The following is a 21,955-nucleotide window of genomic DNA, read 5'->3' as shown; positions in this document are numbered from 1 at the left end:
GTTTTTCCTCATGCTATAGAGCGAATTTGCTACCGCCTCAGACTCGCCATCCATGGCTCAACTGAGGCTATGTCGGCGTCCTGCCTCCATCACGAAAATTAGCTCAACGCATTCGGACACTTCCAACGGAGGCCATTGAGCCCGCAGGTTCATTTGTCATTGCTACATTAAAAAATCCTTTAAAGGCTTGAATGCTTCACTTGAATTGATGCAATCGAGAAAATTACGTGAGTCTGGCCATGGCCTTTCTCGCACATCCATGTGCTTCAAGGCATTTAGTGCATCCTGCACTTAAGATTCCAGCTAGCTTTCGAGGGGAAGGGACGCCCTATTGAAAGCGTTAGTGATTTTTGAAGTTTGCTGAAGCAGGCTAAAAATAAAGTATAAAGCTGAATATATCTCCATTGGAATAATCGTTTTTCAGATTATTTCGTGGGAGCGGCAAGGGTGATGCAAGAGGGGGATTGCTGCTGTTTCCCCTCTTGCTCTGCTCTTTACTAAAGAAGGGGCGAAGCGCCACGACCTTTATATGTGCAATCAGAGTAAGCCTTTTTTTACTTCCATGTGATCACGACATTCCGTTCATCCTGAACGTCCCTGCGGCAGGCAGTGGATTAGATTGAAGTGATGGTCTTAAGTAATTGAGCCAATATAAATGAAATATAGAATTGGTGGCCTTAAAACGTTTTTGTCCCAAAGTTTGTTAGCGTTTCAATTATAGCTGTATATATATACAGTTATAATTAAAACGCAGCAATTGACAGCATTTGCTTCTCGTTATGTAAAAGCAAAAATTCTCGGTTTACAAACTGAAAAAATTTATATCATTGAAAAATATCTATTTTATTCTTAAAAAATTTACATAACGACCCAAGGTAATTCTCGGTTATCTCAATTCTCGGTTTTATCCACTATTTAGTCGATTGATTTAAATTATTATGGCTGTTAAGTTGTTAAAATTATTAACGAATTAAGCTAAAAAGTGGTTGATTTTTGGTAAGTGACCTAGGGTGTTTATCGGAATTCTCGCTAATAAGCTGTTAGTTGCCTAGGGGTAGCATGTACGAAAATAGTCGAGTCCAAATAACAGATATGATCGCGTTATTGGAAGATGAAAAATCAGATTGGTGGATAAAGCACTTCAAGAGAGCCTTATCTGCATTTGATTCTTGTGAATACTTAAACTGTGCCAACATTATAATGTCTGGTAGTGGCGGTATGGGCAGTTTAAATGACTTAGTTTTAGGTCAAACTACCAATGCTAAAGGTGAGTTCTGTTGGAAACCTGATGCTGATGAATTAAATAAAAAATATATGCATTTACTAGGCGAGCTTTATTCATTCTCTAAGTCGGTGCAAAAGGCAACTAACAAGCCAATCAAGCGGGACTAAAAACAGTTTGCTGTTTTCGTTCCTCAACATATTAGCAAACTATTTTAAGCCTGTTATTTGGGCGTTATATTTTATGAAAACGTTTAGCTCTACGACTCGAAAAAATATCGCAGCAAGTTTGATAGCACCTTTAGCTATAATCCCTGCTATTTTAGTCTTTATGTTAATAGCCTTCCTATTCAGTGATAATCATAATGCGAAATGGTTCGAGGGCTTAACATTTTTTATAGTGTTAGGTTTATATATTGCTTACCCTATAACTATATTTTTCGGTTCCAGTTCGGTACTAGTGTTAAAGTATTTTGATCAATTCACTTTGGTTAATACACTCATTATTGCAGTAATATTGGCTACATTGGTTTCAGCTGTTCTGGTACCGGTATTTAAAACGTGGATATTTATATCGTATTTATCATTGTCTATTTCTTGTGCCTACTGGTATGTGTTTCACCGAGTCGCCAATAAAATATAACAAGCTGTTCAACAGGACAAATTACAGTTGGCTTTTGCTCCTGCGTCGCTTATTTTAGCCAACAATAATTTGCCCATTAACAGGGCGTTATATTCGCAGGGAAGATCGGTTATGCGTTCGATTTATTTAGTTATTTTCTTAGTACTATCTTTTACTGCGCAAGGAAAAGAAATGCAGTACCCAAATGATGAAAATGGTCAAGTATTACAAAGCATGCTCGAACGTGGTGTTAACCTAAATCGAGTATATGAAATCGACTTTTTTCACCTATTCAAAGATGAAGAGTCGGCTGTAAAAATGGCGTATGAAGTTGACCATTCAAATGACAATATTAAAGTTGCAATTTACACTAATGAAGTTTCAAAAGGCTTTGATGTATATGTTTCCGTCAATATGGAACCAACGCATGAGAACATCACTCACGTTGAAACCACTTTTGCTGAGGTAGCCATAAAAACGGCGGGAAAAGCGATGGTTCGGGCTTTGAAAGCGAATATAACAAGTAACTCAAAAGGACGTAAAACGCTTGGCTTACGCTCCATCGTCGCTAATTTTAGCCAAGTATCTTACGCCCATTAGTTAGGCGTTAGCCGTTTATCGAACAGGGAAGCACTTTGAAATATTTATTAGTATTATTATTTACATTAATTTCATTTAGTAATTATGCAGATGATTACAACCCAATGGATGGTTATTCTAAAGCACCTCTTTCTGAACCTGTATTTGACTATGCCAAAGTCATTGTGGACTCAACTGCATTCAATAACTGGCTGAACTCTAACTATTCAAAACTAGATTCTCAGACCATGAAAGGGCCCAGAGAGCATTTGTATTATTTACTAAGTTCGTATGTATCAGAGTTAAATAATAAAGATGGAATTATTCTCCCAAAAGAAAAGGATCTGGTTTTGAGTACGTTACTTTCTTGGAGTGAAAGGCTTGGTGCTTATGGTACGCACCTATTTTACAATCAAGTTAAGAGAGATAAAATGGAGCCAATGCCTGAAATAATGAAAATCAGTGATGGGATAAAGGTTTCAGCTATCAATGACATGTTCAGAATAGAATCTAAAAAAGGAAATTGGTCTACAACATTTCCATATTATTTTATGATAGGCGCAATTGGTGAGTTTAAAGCTACTAATGGAATGGAAACACAATTATTAACTATCTCAACTGGTGCCGTTAAGGATAACACTAAAGCAGGTCGTTCTCAGTCAACACTGATGTTGGCTTATACTTCATCGAACGAAACTGAAAGTTTTAATAATTATTGGTTATCTCAATTGGGAATTGACTCTAAAATTGAATCAAAAACATTAGGGGTTAAAAAGCTTGAAAGTTTATATCTTTATGATGACGAGGCTTTGCTTCATAAAGAAGTTACATTTTTACCGTCAACAAATGGATCACTACTGGTGGTGTATTTAGGGATGGATGGTGCTTTTCAAAAAAATAGGCAACACTTTTTAGATTTTCTCTTGCAAATAAAAACGGCTAACAAGCCAATTAAGCAGGGCTAAAAACAGTTTGCTGTTTTCGTTCCTCAAACATTTTAGCAAACAATTTTTAGTCTCTTATTGGGGCGTTACAAGCTCATTCCTGTCCAAATGTGTTTCAGCACTATTGGGGCTAACTGGCTTAGTTCGCATTAACACTGCCCAGTAGAGTTTTTGTCACTTTCACCAAAACCTAACAGTTCGTTATTTTAAAAAAGTTAGCTATTTTTGTAAAAGTAAGACTGTCGAACCACAACCCGAAGCCCTTGTCTGTGTTGGGCTTTCTAACTTTCGAGCAAATTAATAGTGAGATGTACTTTATTATTGCTGTAACGCTGTAACGCTGTAACGCTGTAACGCTGTAACGCTGTAACGCTGTAACGCTGTAACGCTGTAACGCTGTAACGCTGTAACGCTGTAACGCTGTAACGCTGTAACGCTGTAACGCTGTAACGCTGTAACGCTGTGACGCTGTGAGCTTATGCGCTGACGAGTTTATCTAATTGTTTGAAGCATTCATTATGTTGATATTGCCAATAGAGCTGTGCTAACTCAGCTCTATTTTTTTTATTTGCTAAAGAAATGATATTCGGGTTTTGACTCAGATTTTCAAGATAATCTGCCAGCTGGTGGTACTCTGTTAGCACTTCTCCTGCCATGGGCAGGTTATCTGCATAGGGATAACATTGTCTGCTATCGGATTGATATTCTTGCTGGTCGAACTGAAAGAACACAATATCAGCTTTGGTTTGCAGCATATCTATGTATAACGATGAATAATCAGTAATAAGTAAATCAATGTCATTGATGATTTCGTAGGTGTCTTGCCAGTCTGAAATATTCAGTATGTTAGGGTGGTTCACCATCGCTTGAGCTAGCTCTGCTTCATTAGGGTGTAATCTCAGTAAAAAGAGTTGCTGATTTTTGACTAAGGATGCTGACAGAGCTTTAAAATCAATTGCTGTGGAGTACTGATTACTACCAACGGACTTGCTGGTTTTAGCCAAGGCTGAGTTATCACGCCAAGAAGGGGCGTACAGTATAACTTGCTTTACTTGATTGATTTGTTTCAATTCATCGATGAGCGATAGCTTTAAATCGTTTTTAATACTGTTTGATTGCTGCGGATAACGCTTGAAGTAATCTGTACGTGGGTTACCACTTAATATCATCTGTTGCGGGTTAATTCTGAACGCCCCAGCAAATAACTGAGCGACGAGATCACTTGGCGCAACCATATGATCTGGGCGAATTTTTTGTTGATGAAATTGGGTGCTAGAAACAAATTTATCCCTAAGTGTTTTTGGGTGATATACCTTAAGAAGTGGGCCGTTGTTAATATCATATTCGATTCTTTTCAGTGGCGAGCCATGCCACAGGTTAATTTTGATAGCGCCGCGAGCAAAATATTGATTAACGTCACCAATATAGCTGTTATATACATAATATTTAGCCGTTAAAGCGTGATAAATGCCTTTTAAACTCCAGCGATAATAAGCTTCAAACCCTTGCAGATTTAATGTTTTAACGACGTCTTTATCGCCACTTACCCAAATGGCCCTTATGGTCATCGCTCGTTGCCAATGTAAAAATAGATACTTACTGTTATCGGCAAATTTGTTTTTATAACACCCCATTACAGCTTTACGGGAGCGAGGGCTAAAACCTGCAATAAAATACAGGCTCTGAGTCACTACAAATTTAATGCAATTAAAAATGAATTGGCTCATGTATCGCCTCCGTGACAATAAAAAAATCCTTTAAATACAAAGATAGCATGATTTTTTACTTACGCGACCAGCTTTGGTCAAAGAGCCAAAATAAATAAAGCTCAAATCAAACTGCTAAACACCTACTGCAAGGTTATTTTTAATTTCAGTGGTTGAGATGTCATCTGTTCTGGTTAGATACAATACTTCACATTGACTATTTAGATGGTCAAATTGACCTTCCCAATCATCACCAATAGCAAATACATCGACATCATATTGCTCAATATCTGCAGATTTTTGCTGCCAATTTTGTTCAGGGATGACTTTAGTGACATATTTACAAGCAGCGATAATTTCACTTCGTTGTTCATAGCTAAAGAATGCTGCTTTACCTTTAAGGGCGTTAAATTCGTCAGTAGATACACCGACAATTAACTGATCGCACATTTTGCTAAGACGCTCGAGCAATCTAACGTGACCAAAGTGAAATAAATCAAAAGTGCCATAAGTAATAATCGTTTTCATAATAATTCTCCTTGATGAAGCTAAGTTTTGACGATGATTTCATTGTTTGTGTTAGCTTTTAATCTCAACAGTGGTATTGGTTTTATCAAATTGATGTTGAAGCATATTGATTAAATACATTGGCTTTTTAGAGTGCTCAAACTCCATTTCCACCATTTGGACTTCTTCAATTGGGGTATCTTTATTAAAATTAAGTTGTACGGGCCCATAAACTCCATAAGTGGTTGAGCCATCTTGTTTGCTTTGATACTGGGTCGACGCACCAAATAGCTGTAAATCGCCTTTTACCACTAACCAAACTTGCGGTAGCAGGGCAAAGCTTGGATTACTTATATTGAACTTGTGAGCTTTAACGGGTTGTTTGTTATTATTAATCACTGTTTCAGACACAATAGGTTTGCGTGGCTTGAGGATTAACGAACCTAGGAAAAGGCTCAGCAACAGTGGTGACAACAATACGTACAACATAAGTAATATTGCGCGTTGAAAAACCCCGTTGTAATTGCTCGTTTCTTGGGTCGATTTGGCAATTAAGTTTTGATCTTCAACTTTGCTCCAGCTGTTGGTTTGTGGGTCGATGATTAAATCTTGAGAGATAATTTTATTTTCGACGCTTAACTGCGGCCCCACGTAAGTATTAGGTAAAATAATACTGTCTTGGATTTGACTGTCTTCAATGAAGCAATATTCTCCAACCACAATTCCCTGAGCTAACTGCGCTTTATTTGATACTTTAGTGAACTCTCCAATAGCACCAAATGCCTGGGTTTCAGATAAATCTGGTAACTGACATTGCGCTTCCACCACTAAATTTTGTTGTGGGTTTTTGGTATTGATTGCGCGGCCTTTTACACAGAAATCTTGGCTGTTGATGACATAGTCAGATGCTTTTACATATGCGGCTAAGCTATCAATGTAGAAGCATTCACCATGAATAACCTGAGCAACGCTGTTGTTATGGTCAACGTCTGTGGTTTCTAACGGCCAGTTTAATAACTGGTTATGCTTCCAACCTGCTGGCAGCATCATCATGGCAGGGTTACGTTGGTCCATTTTGGCGTGGACAAATTTCGATGGCATTAAGCGTGAAAACTCAATGAAACGAGCTAGACAAGGGCTACGTAATATATCGCCACGAACAACTAATGCTTGTACGGTTTTATCAATATTCATACGTGACAGAACGCTATCAACTTGCTCTTCTGGTTTACTTAAAAAGTAGTCAAGGGTTAAGCCCCATTGCTCGCCATTGCCAATTTGAGACTCAATCTTTTGGGCTTCATGACTGATAACCATTTTTACGTCAGTGATGCCTGCTGCAGCTAAATCCTCTAAGGTATATTCAACGAGTGCTTTATTAGCCACAGGCAATAAAGCAGGGCAATAGTGTTGATTTAGAGGAGCTAGTTCATTTCCGTTTCTATTTGCAAATACGATAGCCTGCATAACATCTCCTAGTAGGCGCCACGCGCCAAAAGTACTGCTGGAATAGTTTTCAATAACAGAGCGATATCTTCTTTAAGTGATTGCTGGTAGATATAATCAATGTCTAGCTCTACCTGCTTATCAAAAGGAATATCTGAACGTCCGCTTACTTGCCAAATACAAGTAATACCAGGTTTAACTCCCAATCTGCGACGGTCACTTAACTGATATTGGCTTACTTCACTAGGTAGTGCAGGTCTTGGGCCAACTAGTGACATATCACCCATTAATACGTTCCAAAGTTGTGGCAATTCATCGATTGAAGCTTTACGGATGAGTTTTCCTACGCTAGTAATGCGAGGATCTTTTTTCATTTTAAATAACACGCCACCTTGCATCTCATTGTTTTGTTTTATTTTTTCAAGTCTTGCTTCAGCATCGATATACATTGAGCGAAACTTCCACATGGTAAAAGGTTGGTTATTTAGGCCGCTACGAGTTTGTGAGAAAAAGATGGCTCCTTTTGATTCAATACGAATACTCAAGGCTGTAAATGCGAATAGTGGTGCTAGTAGAATTAGCAAAATGCTAGCGGCGACAATATCAAATGTGCGTTTTGCGAATTGACCACATTTGATGCCAAAGAAATACCAACGACGTTTATTCTGTGTGTTGGTTTGGCCTAACCCCGATAACATCGGCTGTGGCTGTTTGCTTGTAGCAGAGTGGTTTGAATTAGCGCTGCTTGTATTAGCCCTGCTTGTATTCGCAGAGTGCACAGGCATATTACTTGAACGTTTTTGCTTCAACACACGGGCAAGGAATAACGGATTACCCACAACGTAACGTTTCCACATTCTTTTAGGTTCTTGGGCTAGTCTCCATACCCATTCCATACCGACCTGTCTAACGGCAACAGGTGCTCTTGAGACGTTATTAGCAAAGAAATCAAACAATCCACCGACACCAACCGCTACGCCTACATTTAGTTCTGCTTTATGATCATTTATCCATTGGTCTTGTTTTGGGGCGCCCATACCAACTAGCAAAATCTGAGCTCCGGATTGGTTGATTTGCTCAATCACTTGTTGTTCATTATCTTGGTTTAAAAAACCGTGATGACAACCGACAATATTAAGGGTCGGAAATTGCTTAATAAGATTTGCAGCGGCCTGGTCTGAAGTGCCTTGTTTACCGCCTAAGAAAAATAAGCTAATACCTTGGGCTGCAGCTTGCTCACACAGCAGAGGTAACATATCAGTGCCGTTCACATTATCTTTAAGACCAATATGATGTAACTGACAGGCGATACGTATTCCGCTACCATCTGCAAACACTTGGTCACACTGATTGACGGTATTGCGATAATTGTTATTGGTTGCAGCAAGGTTAAGGCAATCAGCATTCACAAAGGCAAACTGTTTGGTGGTCGCTGACAGAGATGAACGGATTAACAAATCAACACTTTCGCTCATGGTGTTGTTATCAATATTGACCCCTAACAAGTTAAATTGAGTCGGGTAATTCAATTGAGTAGAGACAACGACCAGCTTACTGAATAGACATTTAACAATGTTGGCAATGTAACTCATCAAATTTGTTGGCTTATCTGAAGTTACCTTTACATGTTGAATCCCCATACGACGTTGCATCTGTTCAACAGATAATATTCCTGGTCGGCTATTATTTTGAGTCGCATCAAATACCGCATATTCAAATGCACTTCCTAATAAACCGATATCGCCTTTTAGGACACTATAAAACAAAGGTAACGCCTTAAAGCGTCCTTGAGAGAAAAGGCGAATCTCCACTTCTTTATCGCCTACATGAATGTAGAGGGTTTCGAAAATAGAATGTTTTGAACAGGCTAATGTAATGACTTTAAACATTAGAATTGGACTTGCTAAAGCCATCACATAAAACGCGATAATCCAATCAAACATTATGATAGAAAGTGGAGTGTGATCGTGAGTATTACTAATTTGGCTTGTTTTCATGTTTTGCCTCACAAGGACGATTTTATTAGTCTGATACCTTGTTAAAGCACGAAACGTTCCAATTTTTTAAGGTTATGTTTTATATGATTTTTGTTGTATTTCGGGGAGAGGTTGTTTTAAGTTTATCGCAGATAAAAAGCTGACCTTGCAGAATGCGAACGATACTGCAAAGCCAGAACAGGGAAGTAGTTTTCATTTAATGCTCTTTGGATTTTGTGTTAATAAATACCAAGCCTCTGTAAATCCAATAAGAGTGCTTATGAGGAGTTAAAGTTTGTTATCTTGCATGAAATCGCTGGTGACACCGTCGCGGGATATGCGCATTTTTTGCATGATGCTAATGCATTTTTGTCCCACTCCCTCGATAACGATATAACCCCAAGCTGGCATGACCCATTGTGCATATGCTGCAATTAAAGTAGTCAATGTACGGCCTGTTTCAGCCTGTAAAATGCTTGGTGAAGTAGAAATTGCTTTGTTCACTAATTCAACCGCTGCTTTACCATCACCTAAACGAATCGCTTGTCTTGAAAGGTAGCGTAATTGGTACGCTCTAGCTGCTTTTTCATGACGTGCGAGTAATGTAGGGGCAAAATCACGAGCTTTTTCAATCATCTTTTCCCATGAAGCATACTGCTTCATCAAGTTTGCAGATAAACCACCATGATTTAAGCGGTAATAGGTTAAAGGCTCAGGTAAACCTTCGATTTTCCAAGATGTGGTAGCTGCAATGCGTAACCAACATTCAATGTCTTCCGATTGACGGAAAGTTTCATCGAAATAGCAGCTATAGCGTTCAGCTGTGCTCATTGATTGGTATCGGATGTCATTTAATGTGCTGCGACGAATAACTGGAGCGCTACCGTTGCCAACAGGGTTACGACAAAGTAAGTGAGCTGCATCGATATCATTTAGTTTAGGCATTTGATAAAAATCAATAAATTTACCGTCGTAATCGATAAAGCTTGAACGAGAAAAGCTTAAACCAATTTGGCTGTCACTATCTAAGTGCTCTACATGGCGAGCTAGCTTTTCTGAGTGCCATAAATCGTCTGAATCGATAAAAGCAACAAACTCTCCTAATGCATGACGGATACCGGTATTACGCGCAGCGGCTAAGCCTTTATTTTTAGCGTGACGAATAATATGAACTCGTGGGTCGCCAATAAACTGCTTACAAATCTGAATACTGCGATCATCACCTCGATCATCGATAATCAGTAATTCAAAGTTATCAAATGTCTGGTGTAGTACAGACTCGATTGCCGCTTTAACAAACTTCTCAACGTTATATACAGGCATTACTACAGAGATTCTTGGAGTCATAATGTTTTCCTTAACTGTGTTTAACAGTTGATCGATTAAATGAGATGCGGCTGCTGTACCAGCAAAGCCAAGGCATAGTGATTAAATAAGTGACCATCACACTCAATGCGACTGTGGTTAAGTCGAACTGACTTGCAATGCTGATTACCAGAGTTAGCAATGCGGTGATGGCGATATTTAAATTGAAGTTCAAACGACTATGTCCATTAGCGAGTAGTGACTGACTTGCAGCCTCTGCCATTGGACGAACTAAGCCGCTTAAACATAAGTAAACGAAAACCGATATTGCATCAGTGCTTAACCATTGCTCACCGTAGACAAATGGAACATACAGTGGCGCTAAGCTGGTTTGTAAGATGATGATTGGCGCAGCGATTGCTGTAATCGCAATAACGCTATTGCGATACTTTTGCTGTGCTGATTGAATTGTTGCTTGGCTGTTTGCTTCATCTTTATTACTGCAAAGGTGTGAGTAAAAAGCGGTGCCAAAGCTTTGAACCAAGCCTAAACTCACCCCTAAACTCACATTGTAAGCAAAGAAGTAAACACCTAATGCTTCAACACCCATGAAGTAACCAATGACTAGGTAATCAATACTCTGTCTTAAGGTGTTGATTAAGTCGCTTAAGCTAACTGGAACACTAAAGGTGAGTAATGATTTAATGCGTTCTAACGAAACCGCTTGGGTAAAAGCTGGTAACGGAGTTGATTTTTTATGGATAACAATCCACACAAACACCATGACCACTTTAGGGATTATGATTGCCCAAATACCAAACCCGCTTAGGGCCAATATTGCGGTTAACACGCCGTCACCGACTGTTTGCCAAAGGTTTGCACTTGCCACTTTACGCATATTGTTATTACGTAAATTAACCGTGGCGTACAACATGCCAAATGGAAGCAATAAGTAACTACTGGCAACAAACAGTATAGGCAGTATTAATTGGGTATCTTGATAGTAATAAGCTAACGGCAAGCTGATTAAGCTCATTAATACGAATGCACTAATACAAGATGCAAAGTTGATGGTATTGGCGCTGGCTAAATTATCGGTAAATTCAGCATCATTCATGCGAATTAACGCCGCTGAGGTGATACGTCTTGTTGGAGTACAGATTAGTTCGAACAAAGTTAGCACTATGGCAACTTGACCGAATATCTCAGGAGTAAGTAAACGTGCGGTAATAACACTTGCGCCTAATCTCACCACTCGACCACTGAACTGTGCGCTCGCTAACCACAAAAGGTTTTTACCTAATGAACGAATGCCATGACTTAGCATCTCATTAAGCGATAGCTTTTGATTCAGCGATGGCTTCTGTTCAACTTGAAGCTTGGTGATGTTTTGCATAACCGCTACCTTTATATATGAATTGCAAATTGCTGATTGAAACTGAAAGCAAGTTGCGTCGATACATAGGTATTACAGTTATCGTGCCAAAATTTAAGTGTTTGTTTTGTTTGATTATTTTGTGTTTTTGTAAATTGCTCTAAACTGTGTTTAGCAATTTGGGATAGTTGTTTTGCAGATTGCAATCGAGTTAAAACCAATCGTTAGCGGTATTTATTTGAGGGTTAATAAAATATTTATGAAGGCTTTCTTTATAGAAATATCTTCACGAAAGTGCTAGCTACAAAAGTTTCAGCTACAAAAGTTCCAGCCACAAAAGCTATAGCAACAAAACTTCAATCACAGAAGTTTTAGTAACAGAAGCTTCAGTCACGAAAGCTTTAGTAACGAGAAGTCACTAAAAGTAACCAGAAATTAGATTAATATTGAAACAAGAAAGGTTTGATAAGTTTATTCGCTATAAGCGAAGTGATAAGCGATTTGATTACAGAGGTGATATGAAAAGTCTTAATATAACGGTTTTGTCCTTGTTGATTTTGGCCTTAACGATACTAACTGGATGCAGTGAGCAACCCGTTAACTCAACTCAAGAAGACCTCGCACAAGTGAGCGATACAAAGAAAACAGATACTAACAAGCCAATGGCTAGCCCTAATATAAAGTGTGATATGACATATTTTTCTGAAATTGAGCGCCTAATTTCCTCTGGTGACGGCCAAGGACATGGACCTGATATAGGTTCAGAAGAATGGCAGTCGGTTATTGAATTTAAGTTAGGTGTTCGGGGACAATCTGAAGTACCGCCAAGAGATACTCCAATGTGGTGTGAGTATATAAAATCTCAAATAGAGACAAGCTATTAATAGCTGCGTCATGTGATTATCAAAAATAATAAGAATCTCTTTCAATCTTTAAGCTGTTTACCCGACATAGTTAACAGGCTAATTTACAATAATACTGTTTAATAAGGTTTTTTAAGCTTTTCGCTTAGAGCTAAAACTTAGCACTTAGGCCGTACATTTAAACCAAGCTCAGCAGACATTTAAGTTTAGGAGATGATGTAGTGTTACTTGATACCCCTATTTGTGATTTTGGCTGGAAAGCCCCCGAATTTACTTTGAAAGACCCATTTGGCGAATCATTTACCATGAGCCAACACCTTGGCAATAAAGGGCTATTGGTGATGTTTATTTGTAATCATTGCCCTTATGTAAAACGTATTGGTCATCGCCTTGCTGAGGACACTAAGCTATTAATGTCGCAGGGCATAAATGTGTTAGCTGTGATGTCTAATGATTATCAAGCCGTTCCTGCCGATTCACCTGAAAATATGAAAGCTTTTATCAAAGAGTACAGCTTTGAATTTCCTTACTTAGTGGATGAACAACAAAGTGTTGGCAAACTTTATGATGCTGTTTGTACTCCAGATTTTTTTGGTTTTAATAAAGACGGCGAATTGCAATATCGAGGCAGATTAGATGATGCCAAAATGGCAGATGACAGTAGTCGCACACCTGAGTTGCTCAATGCCATGAAAATGATAGCTGAAACAGGCAAAGGACCCCAGCAACAGTCTGCCAGTATGGGATGCTCAATCAAGTGGCGATAAATAAATAGTGCTGCATCTAAAAGATTATTTTTCATATGCTTATATCTAAACACTAGCAATTAAAATACAAACCAAACACCAAGTTTCACATGGAGTAGAGCATGACCCATCCAGTTATTTCAGATTTAAATGGTCGCTACACAACTAAGCGTTACGATCCAAATAAACGAGTCTCAGCAGAAGATCTCGAAGTCCTGTATGAAGCAATGAGATTATCGGCATCATCAATAAACTCACAACCTTGGAAGTTTATTGTGATTGAAAGTGATGCAGCAAAACAGCGAATGCATGATACATTCGCCAATAATTTCCAGTTTAATCAACCCCATATAAAAGCTTGTTCACAGGTTATTTTATTTGCTCATAATTCAAATTATAACCGAGATGATTATGCCAAAGTGGTAGATAAGGGGATTGAAGACAAACGCACTAAAGCTGAAGACAGAGAAGCTGCATTTGGAGCTTTCGCTTTTGTTGATTTAAATACCGATGAACAAGGCGATAATGCTGCTTGGACTAAGTCGCAAACATACTTAGCACTAGGTAACACTCTGCATGTTTTAGCGCGTCTTGGTATCGATTCAACGACGATGGAAGGCGTTGATAGCGAATTAATTGGTGAAATCTTTGCTGAAGAGTTAGGCGGATTCAAATGTGAAGTGGCATTAGCGATTGGCTACCATCACAGCTCTGAAGATTATAATGCAAACTTACCTAAATCTCGTTTATCGAAAGAGCAAGTTCTGACCATTCTTTAATAAAACAGATGTTAGATTATTGCTTTAACACAGCATAGGAAAAGACGTTTTAGGTCGTTGATTTGATTTGGCGCCTTTAAGTATCATCAACATGAGTGAACAGGATTATAAATGAGCCAATTGACCATCGTTGCTAATATCATTGCTAAAGCGGACAAAATCGAATTAGTAAAAGCCGAGCTTATAAAGTTAATTGATCCAACTCGCGTAGAGCGAGGCTGCATCAATTACGATTTGCATCAAGATAATGATAACCCAGCTCACTTTATGTTTTATGAGAACTGGCAGTCTCGTGAGTTATGGCGAGCCCATATGGAGAATAGTCATATCGCTGCTTATGCCAAAGCCACAGAAGGTGCTGTAGAGCAGTTTATTCTTAATGAAATGCAGCCAGTAGTTTAAAATCATTGCTCATTTATATTAAAAAGAAGCTACCCTGAGGGTAGCTTCTTTTGTTTCGCGATTGCCATCGAGTTAAACCTCATCAAGCGCTTTAGCTTTATTAAATACCACTTCCGGCTCTTCTGCCTTTAATGCCATGCCTAGTACAATCAAACCAGGCCAAAACAAGTAAGCCAAAATTTCTAAGTTCTCACCAAAGGTGTATAAACCAAGCATCAGTAAAATTGCCATGCCGACTTTTGCTAATGGGTTACTGAATAACTTGCTTAATAGAACGAAGAAAGTCACTAACATAGGAATGGCTAACGCTATTGCCCCAACAAGTCCTTTGACAAACAGTAATCCGTACCATGTGTGATGTGAGCCAATTGGCATATATTCCACCATGTGAGGCCCACGTTCGACAATACCATGACCGAAATAAACGGCTTCGTTCATCCACCTCTCAACAGCGATGTCCGCTAATGATTGTCTTACACGAGTGGAACCTGCACGCGCCGCTTTTACTGCTGAAATACTTTGCTCAATTTTTGTGATGGTCGCTTCACCAATAACGCCGACAAATAACATGACAGGAGTGAGCAGTAGATATAACCAAGGCGAACGCACAAAGCGCAGTGTAGAAAAGAAACCTATTAAGGCCAAATAACATGCAATAGCCAAGCGTGATTGCGATATTAAAATCATGAGTAGGCTGCCAGCAAGACCCCATCGTTTCCATTTTTGGTTTTTCTCTTGTAAGGCAAAAATAAAATATAAATTACCTAACATGCCTAAAGCCGGTGCCCATGGAGTGAATAAGCGCCAGCGGGGCACGCCGCTACCGGGATCTATTTCGTATAAACTCACGCTGAAAAACTCAGGGCCTGGTCCACCAATAATACTGAGTGGTGAAACATATAAAGTACTGGGTAACCCAGCTTTCCAAGCTATTAAAAACACGGGAAATAGAATTACTGTGTGTTTACATACATGGCAACTGGCGCGATAAATGATTTCAGGTCTGATACTCAGACAACCAATAAGGGGAAATATTGCCAGTAATGCCCAGCCTTTAGCCCAACCGATAGAGGATTTGATGAGCTTGCCTGTGCCAAGGCCAAATTGCAGATGGCCGACGACCAACGCAATTAACATGACCCACATGCCTAAAACCCAAACATAATGGGTAATGCTGATGCGCGACACCGGCTGGCGGGCGAGCTTTTTATAAATTAAGCGTAAAAATAGAATCCAAGCAATCACTGGTGCAATGACATATAACGCACCTAACAACCAAAATAAGTAACTAAAACTTATGCAGTTGTAGATGATTTTTTCGTCAACATTTTCCGCAGTAATGGTTTGCGAATCCATAAAATGCTTAATCCTACTAGTGACATGAATGAGGCGCACAATCCACCGAACGCAATCAGTAAAACGGCTAGCTTGTCGGGTGCAGATGGCAAGCTGGGTGCAGATAATAATTGCAGCATTGGGTAGGCGGTATAAATATCGGACTTACCTACATCCATTTTGGCCATTGCAGAAGTTAATACCGCAGTCGCTAATTGATGCTCTCTTTGCAAGTCGGCAAGTTTAGCTGCATCATCATTGCTGTATTGTAAACGTTGTTCCCATTGGTTTATTTGGGTTGATAATGTGTCGACTTCAGATTGCGCTGCTTTACGGTTAGAGGCGATAGTAATGAACTCTTGCATCATTTCAGCTCGACCATCAACATCGTCAAGGGTTAGCATCATCAATAACTTTTCATCTTGAAAACCAATCACCACATTAAAACGTTTTTTCATGCTATCTAAAATACTGTCTAACTCAGCTTTTAGAGAAACTAATACCGGGTGACGAGCACCTAATCGGCCTGCATTTTCAATATAAACCGTATTGGCAGTATTATGTTTTTCAACTAATTGTTGAAACAGTTTGTCATTGTTTAGTTTAAGCAACATTGCCGCTTGGGCATCTGTAAGCCCAAGGTGGTTTTCATAAAGGAAATAACTTGCGTTTAATCCTTCTAGTTCAGCTAGCATAGTGACTTTGCTGTGTCTTAGGCGTTCAATTGTTACCGCAAGTTCCTTGAATTGATCCAGCGTGACTAGCCCACGTTCAGATTGGAAATCCAGTAACTGTTTCTGGGTTTCTTTGACTCGTCTAGAATAACCAGCCAATCCTTTTTTAATGCCAACCTCACGCAAGCCAATTTCGTCAGCTCGAAGATCGTTGAGAATATTTTGTAATGAACGATACATAGCCCAGGCTTGTTCTTGTGCTGCTTCCGGCGTCGCAGCTTTGACGCTGAACTCCATTAACCCTGTTTGACTGGGTAATTTTAGCTTGGGCTTACTTATTGCTGATTTGGGTAAATCCAGATAATGCGCCGCACTTTCCATCAATAAAGTGCTCATTGAAAGTGCTTTGTAATTTTGTCGAGGATCGATTGCTGAGCTCATATAAGGCGAAATGCTTGATGTAGTGGCTTGGCCTAAACTATCTAGGCTTAGTGAAGAACCAGCTGCAGCACCAGGTAAAATTAACACCCACTTACTCACATATTTTGTTGGCGCAAGTACGATAAATAAGCCAGCTAAAAGCCAAATTATCAGTAATGCGCCAAAGGCTGTTTTAAGGTAAAGACGTTTACGACGTTTTGGTGTGAGTTTGCTGCCTTCTAATGTGGCACGTTTTATCCAATATAAATAAGCTAATTCAGAAAAACTGCTGTGTTCTTCGCTGTTATCGACTTTGTAGCTTTCTTCAGCGCTGTCTTGCTCTTCGGTGTCATTTGGGCTCATTTTACTATTTTTAGATTGAGCATTTGTTTGACTGTCAGCAATGGCTTTTTCAATCGCCGGATTTTTAGCTTGGCTTTCGTTAGCTTGGCTTTCCGTGCTGTTCTGAGTCTTTTCTTCATCATGAATTCGGCTCATTGCTGGCTCCTTACAACCACCCGATAAGGGTAGTTGGTACCACTAATTCTGTTACGGTTCTGGCTATTTCACGCATATTGGTAACGCGAGAGTCATAACAAGCTAATCCATCGCCTGGTAATAACACTGGGTTAGATTGGTCGTTCCATGCACTTTGGATTAACCCATCAATTGAGCGTTCTACAATATCAATTTCATTTGAAAGTGGGTTTTTAGTGACAAGTATGACGTAACGGCTCGCATTAGTAGATTGAGCACCACCGACACAGTTTGCTGCGATAGCTCCATTCAATAAACGTGTACCGTATGGGAAACGAGTTGCCTCACGGTCGACGGCTGATTGACTATTTGAGCTTGCTGGCTGTGTTAAGTTTGACATAAATACCCTGATCCCTGGTGCTGTCAATTGCGATGGTCTAGCGAGTTGATCATTAAAAGAATGTGTTGATGGAACATGGACATGATCCCCAGCCATTAATGTCATGCTGGGTACTTTCTCACCAGTTAGCATACCACGTAAATCCATATTGAAAACCTGTCCATTACGGATGACTTTTATTGCAGAGATATCTGCATCTGGTCTAATTCCGCCCGACGATTTAACGGCTGCACCAATACTACGTTTAATGGCTTGGTCACCTGCATAGTTACTGCCATCATCTTTTAATTCTATTGGTAGTTTTTTATTAATCATATGCTGCCCAGGCTCGAACACTGCACCCGAAGTGGTAATTTCAATTGGTGCCCAACTGATGGGTAAAATACTAATGCGAACAGCATGAGCAAGCATGAGATTTTCATCTATTAATAATTTGTTTATATAAGTATTTAGCTGTTTAAGTGTTAATCCTTTTGCTGAAATAGTAGGCAAGTATGGTAGATAAATATTACCATCGGCATCGACTTCAACATCTTTACTAAATTCTTCACCATTAAGGATTTTTACCGAAATTTTGTCACCTACAGATAACGATAGAGCTTGATTCTCTGTGTCTACAACCATCTCTTTATTGCCAAATATTGGCGCTGTTGGAAAGGTTGTGTGGTTTGACATTACAGCACTTACTTTTCGGTTGTAAGGTGTTTGCTGACCAAAATAATGACAGCTTGTTAGTTGATTTTCTAAATCACAAACGTCTTGCTGCGCTGGCTGCGAAGGGGTAACGCAAGCGGTTAAACTTGCGATCATAGCGACTGAAATTAATGTATTAATCGTTTTCATTGCGTTATTCCCTTTACGTTGAGTTTAGAACGGTTTAAATAAATTGCTTTGTTATTAATTAGCTAGCCAAATCGGCGATGACACGTTTATCAAAATCAGATTCTTCAACAATGCTGCTGTGTCTTAAGAATTCGAGTGCTAATTTTTCGGTTTCAAAAATTTCAAAAATATGATGTAAACGTGTTAGCTCAATGAGTGATCTCACTGCTGGGCTAGGTGACAGTAAGACAATATTGCCTTGGTAATTGAGCGCTTGATTACGTGCTGATATCAATACTGATAATCCGCTTGAATCAATATATTCAAGGTGCTGCATATCGATAACTAAACGGGTGTGTCCTCTATCGATATAGTCAATAAGTGCTGCTCTGTATGTCGGTGTGTGCGCCATGAACATTCTGATTGGTAGAGTGACTACACTTGCATGTTGCGCTACTTTTAATTCAAATTTCATAACGTGCTCCTTGATTGAAATGATGCTCTTGTGCTTGTAATTAGATATTGCAGTTAGCGTGCCAGAATTTATGTTGTTTAAAATCAGTGGTTTACTGTATTTTGTTTTTAGTTTGGTTTGAAGGTTTGCTGTTTGCAATGAGGTTAATTGCTGTTTGCAACACGGTTTTGATGCTAGTTATCGCGTTTTGCAAATTGCAAAAAGATGAATATTTATTCGTGAAGAATGAAATCAGTGACTATTGAGCAACTATGTTTCAAGTTGAAAGGTGATGAGCGAGATTCAAAGAAGCCGAACAGACCTGCGGCAGGCAATGGATTAGATAGAAGTAATGACTCTCAGTAACAGAACTAATAATGATGAAGTACAAAGCAGATGCAGGTAAGTCGTTTTTGCTCCAAAGCTTGTTTCAAATTTAGAAGTTATCATTTGAAAAAAAATCAAAGTCGTGGCGCTTCGCCCACACCAGACGAAAGGGAAACAACAGCATTTCCCTTCTCGACATCCCTTGCCGCTCCGGCGAAGTGTTGTTCCTCATGCTATAGAGCGAATTTACTACCGCCTCAGATTCGCCATCCATGGCTCAACTGAGGCTATGTCGGCGTCTGTTGTGGCTTAATGAATCTGTACACCGATATGGGGTAAACTCCCCTTAATATAAATTGGTGTAAAAATGATGACGACTCAACCTACTTACTCAACAGAATTTAAAATTGATGCGGCTAATCTTGTGATTAAACAAGGCTATTCTGTACGTGAAGCATGCGAAGCGACTGGCGTAGGCCCAACAGCCATTAGGCGTTGGGTAAAGCAGTTATCAGAAGAGTTTGAAGGTATAACGCCAACAGCGACAGCCATGACACCTGAGCAGAGAAAAATTCAAGAGTTAGAAGCCAGGATTAAGAAGATTGAGTGGGAGAAAGACATCTTAAAAAAGGCTACCGCTCTCTTAATGCAAGACAACATCAAACGATAGCGTTAATTGAGTCACTATCAAGAGAGCAAAGCATTGTTAAACAACTATGTCAGTTGTTTGATGTGCCACGAAGTAGCTATCACTATCACCTAAAACATCGCGGTATAGTTAATCCTGATTATCAGCGACTATGTGAGCAAGCTATTGAGATACACAGTGATAGTCGAGGCTCTGCGGGCGCTAGAACCATTGCGGGTCAATTAAATCAGCAAGGCGAGAATGTCGGTCGCTATAAAGCTGCAAGTTTAATGAAATATGCAGGTTTGGTGAGCACTCAGCTCAGAAAGCATCGATACAAAATAGCTAAAAGTGAGTCAAAAATAGCTCCTAACCTGCTAAAAAGACAATTTAATGTTAACGCTAAAAACGAGGTTTGGTGTGGTGATGTCACCTACATTTGGTCTGGAACAAAATGGTTATATTTAGCGGTAGTCATGGATTTATATGCGAGAAAAATAGTTGGCTGGGCTTGTGCTGATAGTCCGAATACAGATTTGACCTGTGCAGCTTTAAGAATGGCTTTTGAAAGTCGTGGACGGCCTAAAGGTCTATTATTTCATTCAGACCAAGGTTGTCACTACAGCAGTCTTCAGTATCGACAAATGCTCTGGAAATACCAAATCAATCAGAGCATGAGCCGCCGTGGTAATTGCTGGGATAATGCCGTAATGGAGCGTTTTTTTAGGAGCTATAAAACGGAATGGATGCCAAAGAACGGATATCAACATTTTAATGAAGCAAAACATGATGTGCTGAACTACATATTGAAACATTACAATACAAAACGCGGGCATAGTTACAATAATTATATGACCCCAACGGCAGCTGAAATGGCGGCATGATAATAACTCCCCTAAGCGTGTACAGATTTACTTGACCACATCAGTCCTGCCTCCATCACGAAAATTAGCTCAACGCATTCGGACACTTCCAACGGAGGCCATTGAGCCCGCAGGTTCGTTTGTTATTGCTAGATTAAAAAATCTTTTAAAGGATTGAATACTTAACTTGAATTGAGGCAATCGAGAAAATCGCGTGAGTCTGGCCATGGCCTACTGAAATTGAGTATATGTAAATGAAGTATTGAATTGGTGGCTCCAAAACTTGTTAGCAGCTTTAGTCAGCTAATGATTTCTATTTGAATAGAATCTAAATCAAGGTCGTGGGTTTTCCACCCACACCCGACCAAGAGGGTATCAACAGTAATACCCTCTATACTCTTTATTTAAGAATTAGGCTCCGCAGCTCCGGCGAAATTTAAACAGCAAAATTTCCAACGGAGAATCATCCAGCTTTTAACCTCGCTTGTAGACTGCTTCGGCCACCTCTTTATTGCAAAGAGTGAAAATGCTAACGCTTCCGATGGGGTGTCTCTGCACCGCGAAAGCTAGCCTGACGTCCTGTCAGGCTCACGCTATTTTCTCTGCGTCCTCAATTCAAACTGAGTCTTTTAGATTTGTATCTTTTTGCTCTTTAAGTCGTCGCGAATATAGTCAAATCGAAGAGATGAAAATTCGGGTGTAAGCGCGGCTGTGACCGTTCATGACATGGACGTCATGGCCGAGCTTTCAGGGATGAACTTGCAGCGTGTCACAGTCGTGCTTGCACGATAGCCTGCGGCAGGCAATGGGTTAAATTGCAGTCATGGACTACTGAAATTGAGTCAATATAGATGAAGTACAAAACATAAACGGATAACTCGTTTCAGCCCAAAGCTTGTTAGCCTTTTATACACTTGTATTTATATACAGTTATATTTAAAAAGCTGAAATTGACAGCATTTGCTTCTCGTTATGTAAAAGCAACAATTCTCGGATTTACCAATCAAACAAATCTATACCGTTGAAAAATAAATATTTTACCCTACGGGAGGTTTACATAACGACCCAAGATAATTCTCGGTTA

General features: G+C 39.5%; 18 protein-coding genes. 8 read left to right on the top strand and 10 right to left on the bottom strand.

The annotated features are described in order from the left end of the window. Nucleotides 1–1,059 precede the first annotated feature (1,059 nt). The 3 genes from FNZ24_RS09775 (at nucleotide 1,060) to FNZ24_RS09765 (ending at nucleotide 3,387) form a co-directional block, all read left to right on the top strand. Nucleotides 1,060–1,392: a DUF6966 domain-containing protein gene (locus tag FNZ24_RS09775; RefSeq protein WP_153914296.1), complete on the top strand. Its 333-nt coding sequence runs from the start codon at nucleotides 1,060–1,062 to the stop codon at nucleotides 1,390–1,392. A gap of 583 nt (nucleotides 1,393–1,975) precedes the next feature. After that, nucleotides 1,976–2,443: a ribonuclease E inhibitor RraB gene (locus FNZ24_RS09770; protein WP_153914295.1), complete on the top strand. Its 468-nt coding sequence runs from the start codon at nucleotides 1,976–1,978 to the stop codon at nucleotides 2,441–2,443. Nucleotides 2,444–2,478: 35 nt separating this feature from the next. Beyond that, entirely contained in the window at nucleotides 2,479–3,387 is a 909-nt protein-coding gene (locus tag FNZ24_RS09765; protein ID WP_153914294.1) for a hypothetical protein, read from the top strand. Nucleotides 3,388–3,842: 455 nt separating this feature from the next. Here FNZ24_RS09765 and FNZ24_RS09760 read toward each other — a convergent pair whose 3' ends face one another. The 6 genes from FNZ24_RS09760 to FNZ24_RS09735 all read right to left on the bottom strand — a co-directional run bounded on the left by FNZ24_RS09760 (nucleotide 3,843) and on the right by FNZ24_RS09735 (nucleotide 11,702). Next, complete coding sequence (locus FNZ24_RS09760) at nucleotides 3,843–5,093, bottom strand: CDP-glycerol glycerophosphotransferase family protein (RefSeq protein WP_153914293.1); 1,251 nt, start codon at nucleotides 5,091–5,093, stop codon at nucleotides 3,843–3,845. 114 nt (nucleotides 5,094–5,207) lie between these two features. After that, nucleotides 5,208–5,600, bottom strand: coding sequence for a glycerol-3-phosphate cytidylyltransferase (gene tagD, locus FNZ24_RS09755; RefSeq protein WP_153914292.1), 393 nt, complete (start codon nucleotides 5,598–5,600; stop codon nucleotides 5,208–5,210). Between the two features lie 51 nt (nucleotides 5,601–5,651). Then, entirely contained in the window at nucleotides 5,652–7,046 is a 1,395-nt protein-coding gene (locus FNZ24_RS09750) for a sugar phosphate nucleotidyltransferase (protein ID WP_153914291.1), read from the bottom strand. Nucleotides 7,047–7,054: 8 nt separating this feature from the next. Next, nucleotides 7,055–9,022 carry a WecB/TagA/CpsF family glycosyltransferase gene (locus tag FNZ24_RS09745; protein WP_153914290.1) on the bottom strand — a complete coding sequence of 656 codons (1,968 nt, stop codon included), beginning with the start codon at nucleotides 9,020–9,022 and terminating at the stop codon, nucleotides 7,055–7,057. 267 nt (nucleotides 9,023–9,289) lie between these two features. After that, nucleotides 9,290–10,348 carry a glycosyltransferase family 2 protein gene (locus FNZ24_RS09740; protein WP_153914289.1) on the bottom strand — a complete coding sequence of 353 codons (1,059 nt, stop codon included), beginning with the start codon at nucleotides 10,346–10,348 and terminating at the stop codon, nucleotides 9,290–9,292. Between the two features lie 10 nt (nucleotides 10,349–10,358). Beyond that, the gene (locus FNZ24_RS09735; protein ID WP_153914288.1) at nucleotides 10,359–11,702 is read right to left on the bottom strand and encodes an oligosaccharide flippase family protein; all 1,344 of its coding nucleotides are present in this window, start codon (nucleotides 11,700–11,702) and stop codon (nucleotides 10,359–10,361) included. A 497-nt stretch (nucleotides 11,703–12,199) separates the two neighbouring features. On the opposite strand from FNZ24_RS09735, the gene FNZ24_RS09730 reads away from it, so the two are divergent. The 4 genes from FNZ24_RS09730 (at nucleotide 12,200) to FNZ24_RS09715 (ending at nucleotide 14,471) form a co-directional block, all read left to right on the top strand. After that, nucleotides 12,200–12,565 (top strand): hypothetical protein, encoded by a 366-nt coding sequence (locus tag FNZ24_RS09730; protein WP_153914287.1) that lies wholly within the window; start codon nucleotides 12,200–12,202, stop codon nucleotides 12,563–12,565. 200 nt (nucleotides 12,566–12,765) lie between these two features. Then, the gene (locus tag FNZ24_RS09725; RefSeq protein WP_153914286.1) at nucleotides 12,766–13,311 is read left to right on the top strand and encodes a thioredoxin family protein; all 546 of its coding nucleotides are present in this window, start codon (nucleotides 12,766–12,768) and stop codon (nucleotides 13,309–13,311) included. Between the two features lie 101 nt (nucleotides 13,312–13,412). Next, complete coding sequence (locus tag FNZ24_RS09720) at nucleotides 13,413–14,069, top strand: NAD(P)H-dependent oxidoreductase (RefSeq protein ID WP_153914285.1); 657 nt, start codon at nucleotides 13,413–13,415, stop codon at nucleotides 14,067–14,069. 111 nt (nucleotides 14,070–14,180) lie between these two features. Next, on the top strand, nucleotides 14,181–14,471 hold the full coding sequence (locus FNZ24_RS09715) for a putative quinol monooxygenase (RefSeq protein WP_153914284.1): 291 nt from the start codon (nucleotides 14,181–14,183) through the stop codon (nucleotides 14,469–14,471). A gap of 72 nt (nucleotides 14,472–14,543) precedes the next feature. On the opposite strand, the gene FNZ24_RS09710 is transcribed toward FNZ24_RS09715, so the two are convergent. Genes FNZ24_RS09710 through FNZ24_RS09695 form a run of 4 tightly spaced genes read right to left on the bottom strand, consistent with a single transcriptional unit; the run spans nucleotide 14,544 to nucleotide 19,074 of the window. Beyond that, nucleotides 14,544–15,827, bottom strand: coding sequence for an O-antigen ligase domain-containing protein (locus tag FNZ24_RS09710; RefSeq protein WP_153914283.1), 1,284 nt, complete (start codon nucleotides 15,825–15,827; stop codon nucleotides 14,544–14,546). After that, a complete protein-coding gene (locus tag FNZ24_RS09705) occupies nucleotides 15,767–17,398 on the bottom strand; it encodes a GumC family protein (RefSeq protein WP_228768441.1) in 1,632 nt (543 codons plus the stop codon). Before FNZ24_RS09705 ends, FNZ24_RS09710 begins: the two co-directional genes overlap by 61 nt. A 10-nt stretch (nucleotides 17,399–17,408) precedes the next feature. Next, nucleotides 17,409–18,620 (bottom strand): polysaccharide biosynthesis/export family protein, encoded by a 1,212-nt coding sequence (locus FNZ24_RS09700; protein ID WP_153914282.1) that lies wholly within the window; start codon nucleotides 18,618–18,620, stop codon nucleotides 17,409–17,411. A 58-nt stretch (nucleotides 18,621–18,678) separates the two neighbouring features. After that, nucleotides 18,679–19,074, bottom strand: coding sequence for an STAS domain-containing protein (locus FNZ24_RS09695; protein ID WP_153914281.1), 396 nt, complete (start codon nucleotides 19,072–19,074; stop codon nucleotides 18,679–18,681). A gap of 673 nt (nucleotides 19,075–19,747) precedes the next feature. On the opposite strand from FNZ24_RS09695, the gene FNZ24_RS09690 reads away from it, so the two are divergent. Continuing rightward, a protein-coding gene (locus FNZ24_RS09690; RefSeq protein ID WP_153914280.1) for an IS3 family transposase occupies nucleotides 19,748–20,892 on the top strand; the annotation gives its coding sequence in 2 pieces (ribosomal slippage) (nucleotides 19,748–20,000 and nucleotides 20,000–20,892; 1,146 coding nt in all). Nucleotides 20,893–21,955: the final 1,063 nt, after the last annotated feature.

The sequence above is a fragment of the Shewanella sp. TC10 genome, assembly GCF_009663145.1.
In the GTDB taxonomy this organism is placed as follows: Bacteria; Pseudomonadota; Gammaproteobacteria; order Enterobacterales; family Shewanellaceae; genus Shewanella.
The sequence above is the reverse complement of the archived record's forward strand: the minus strand, read 5'-3'. Positions and strand labels throughout refer to the sequence as shown.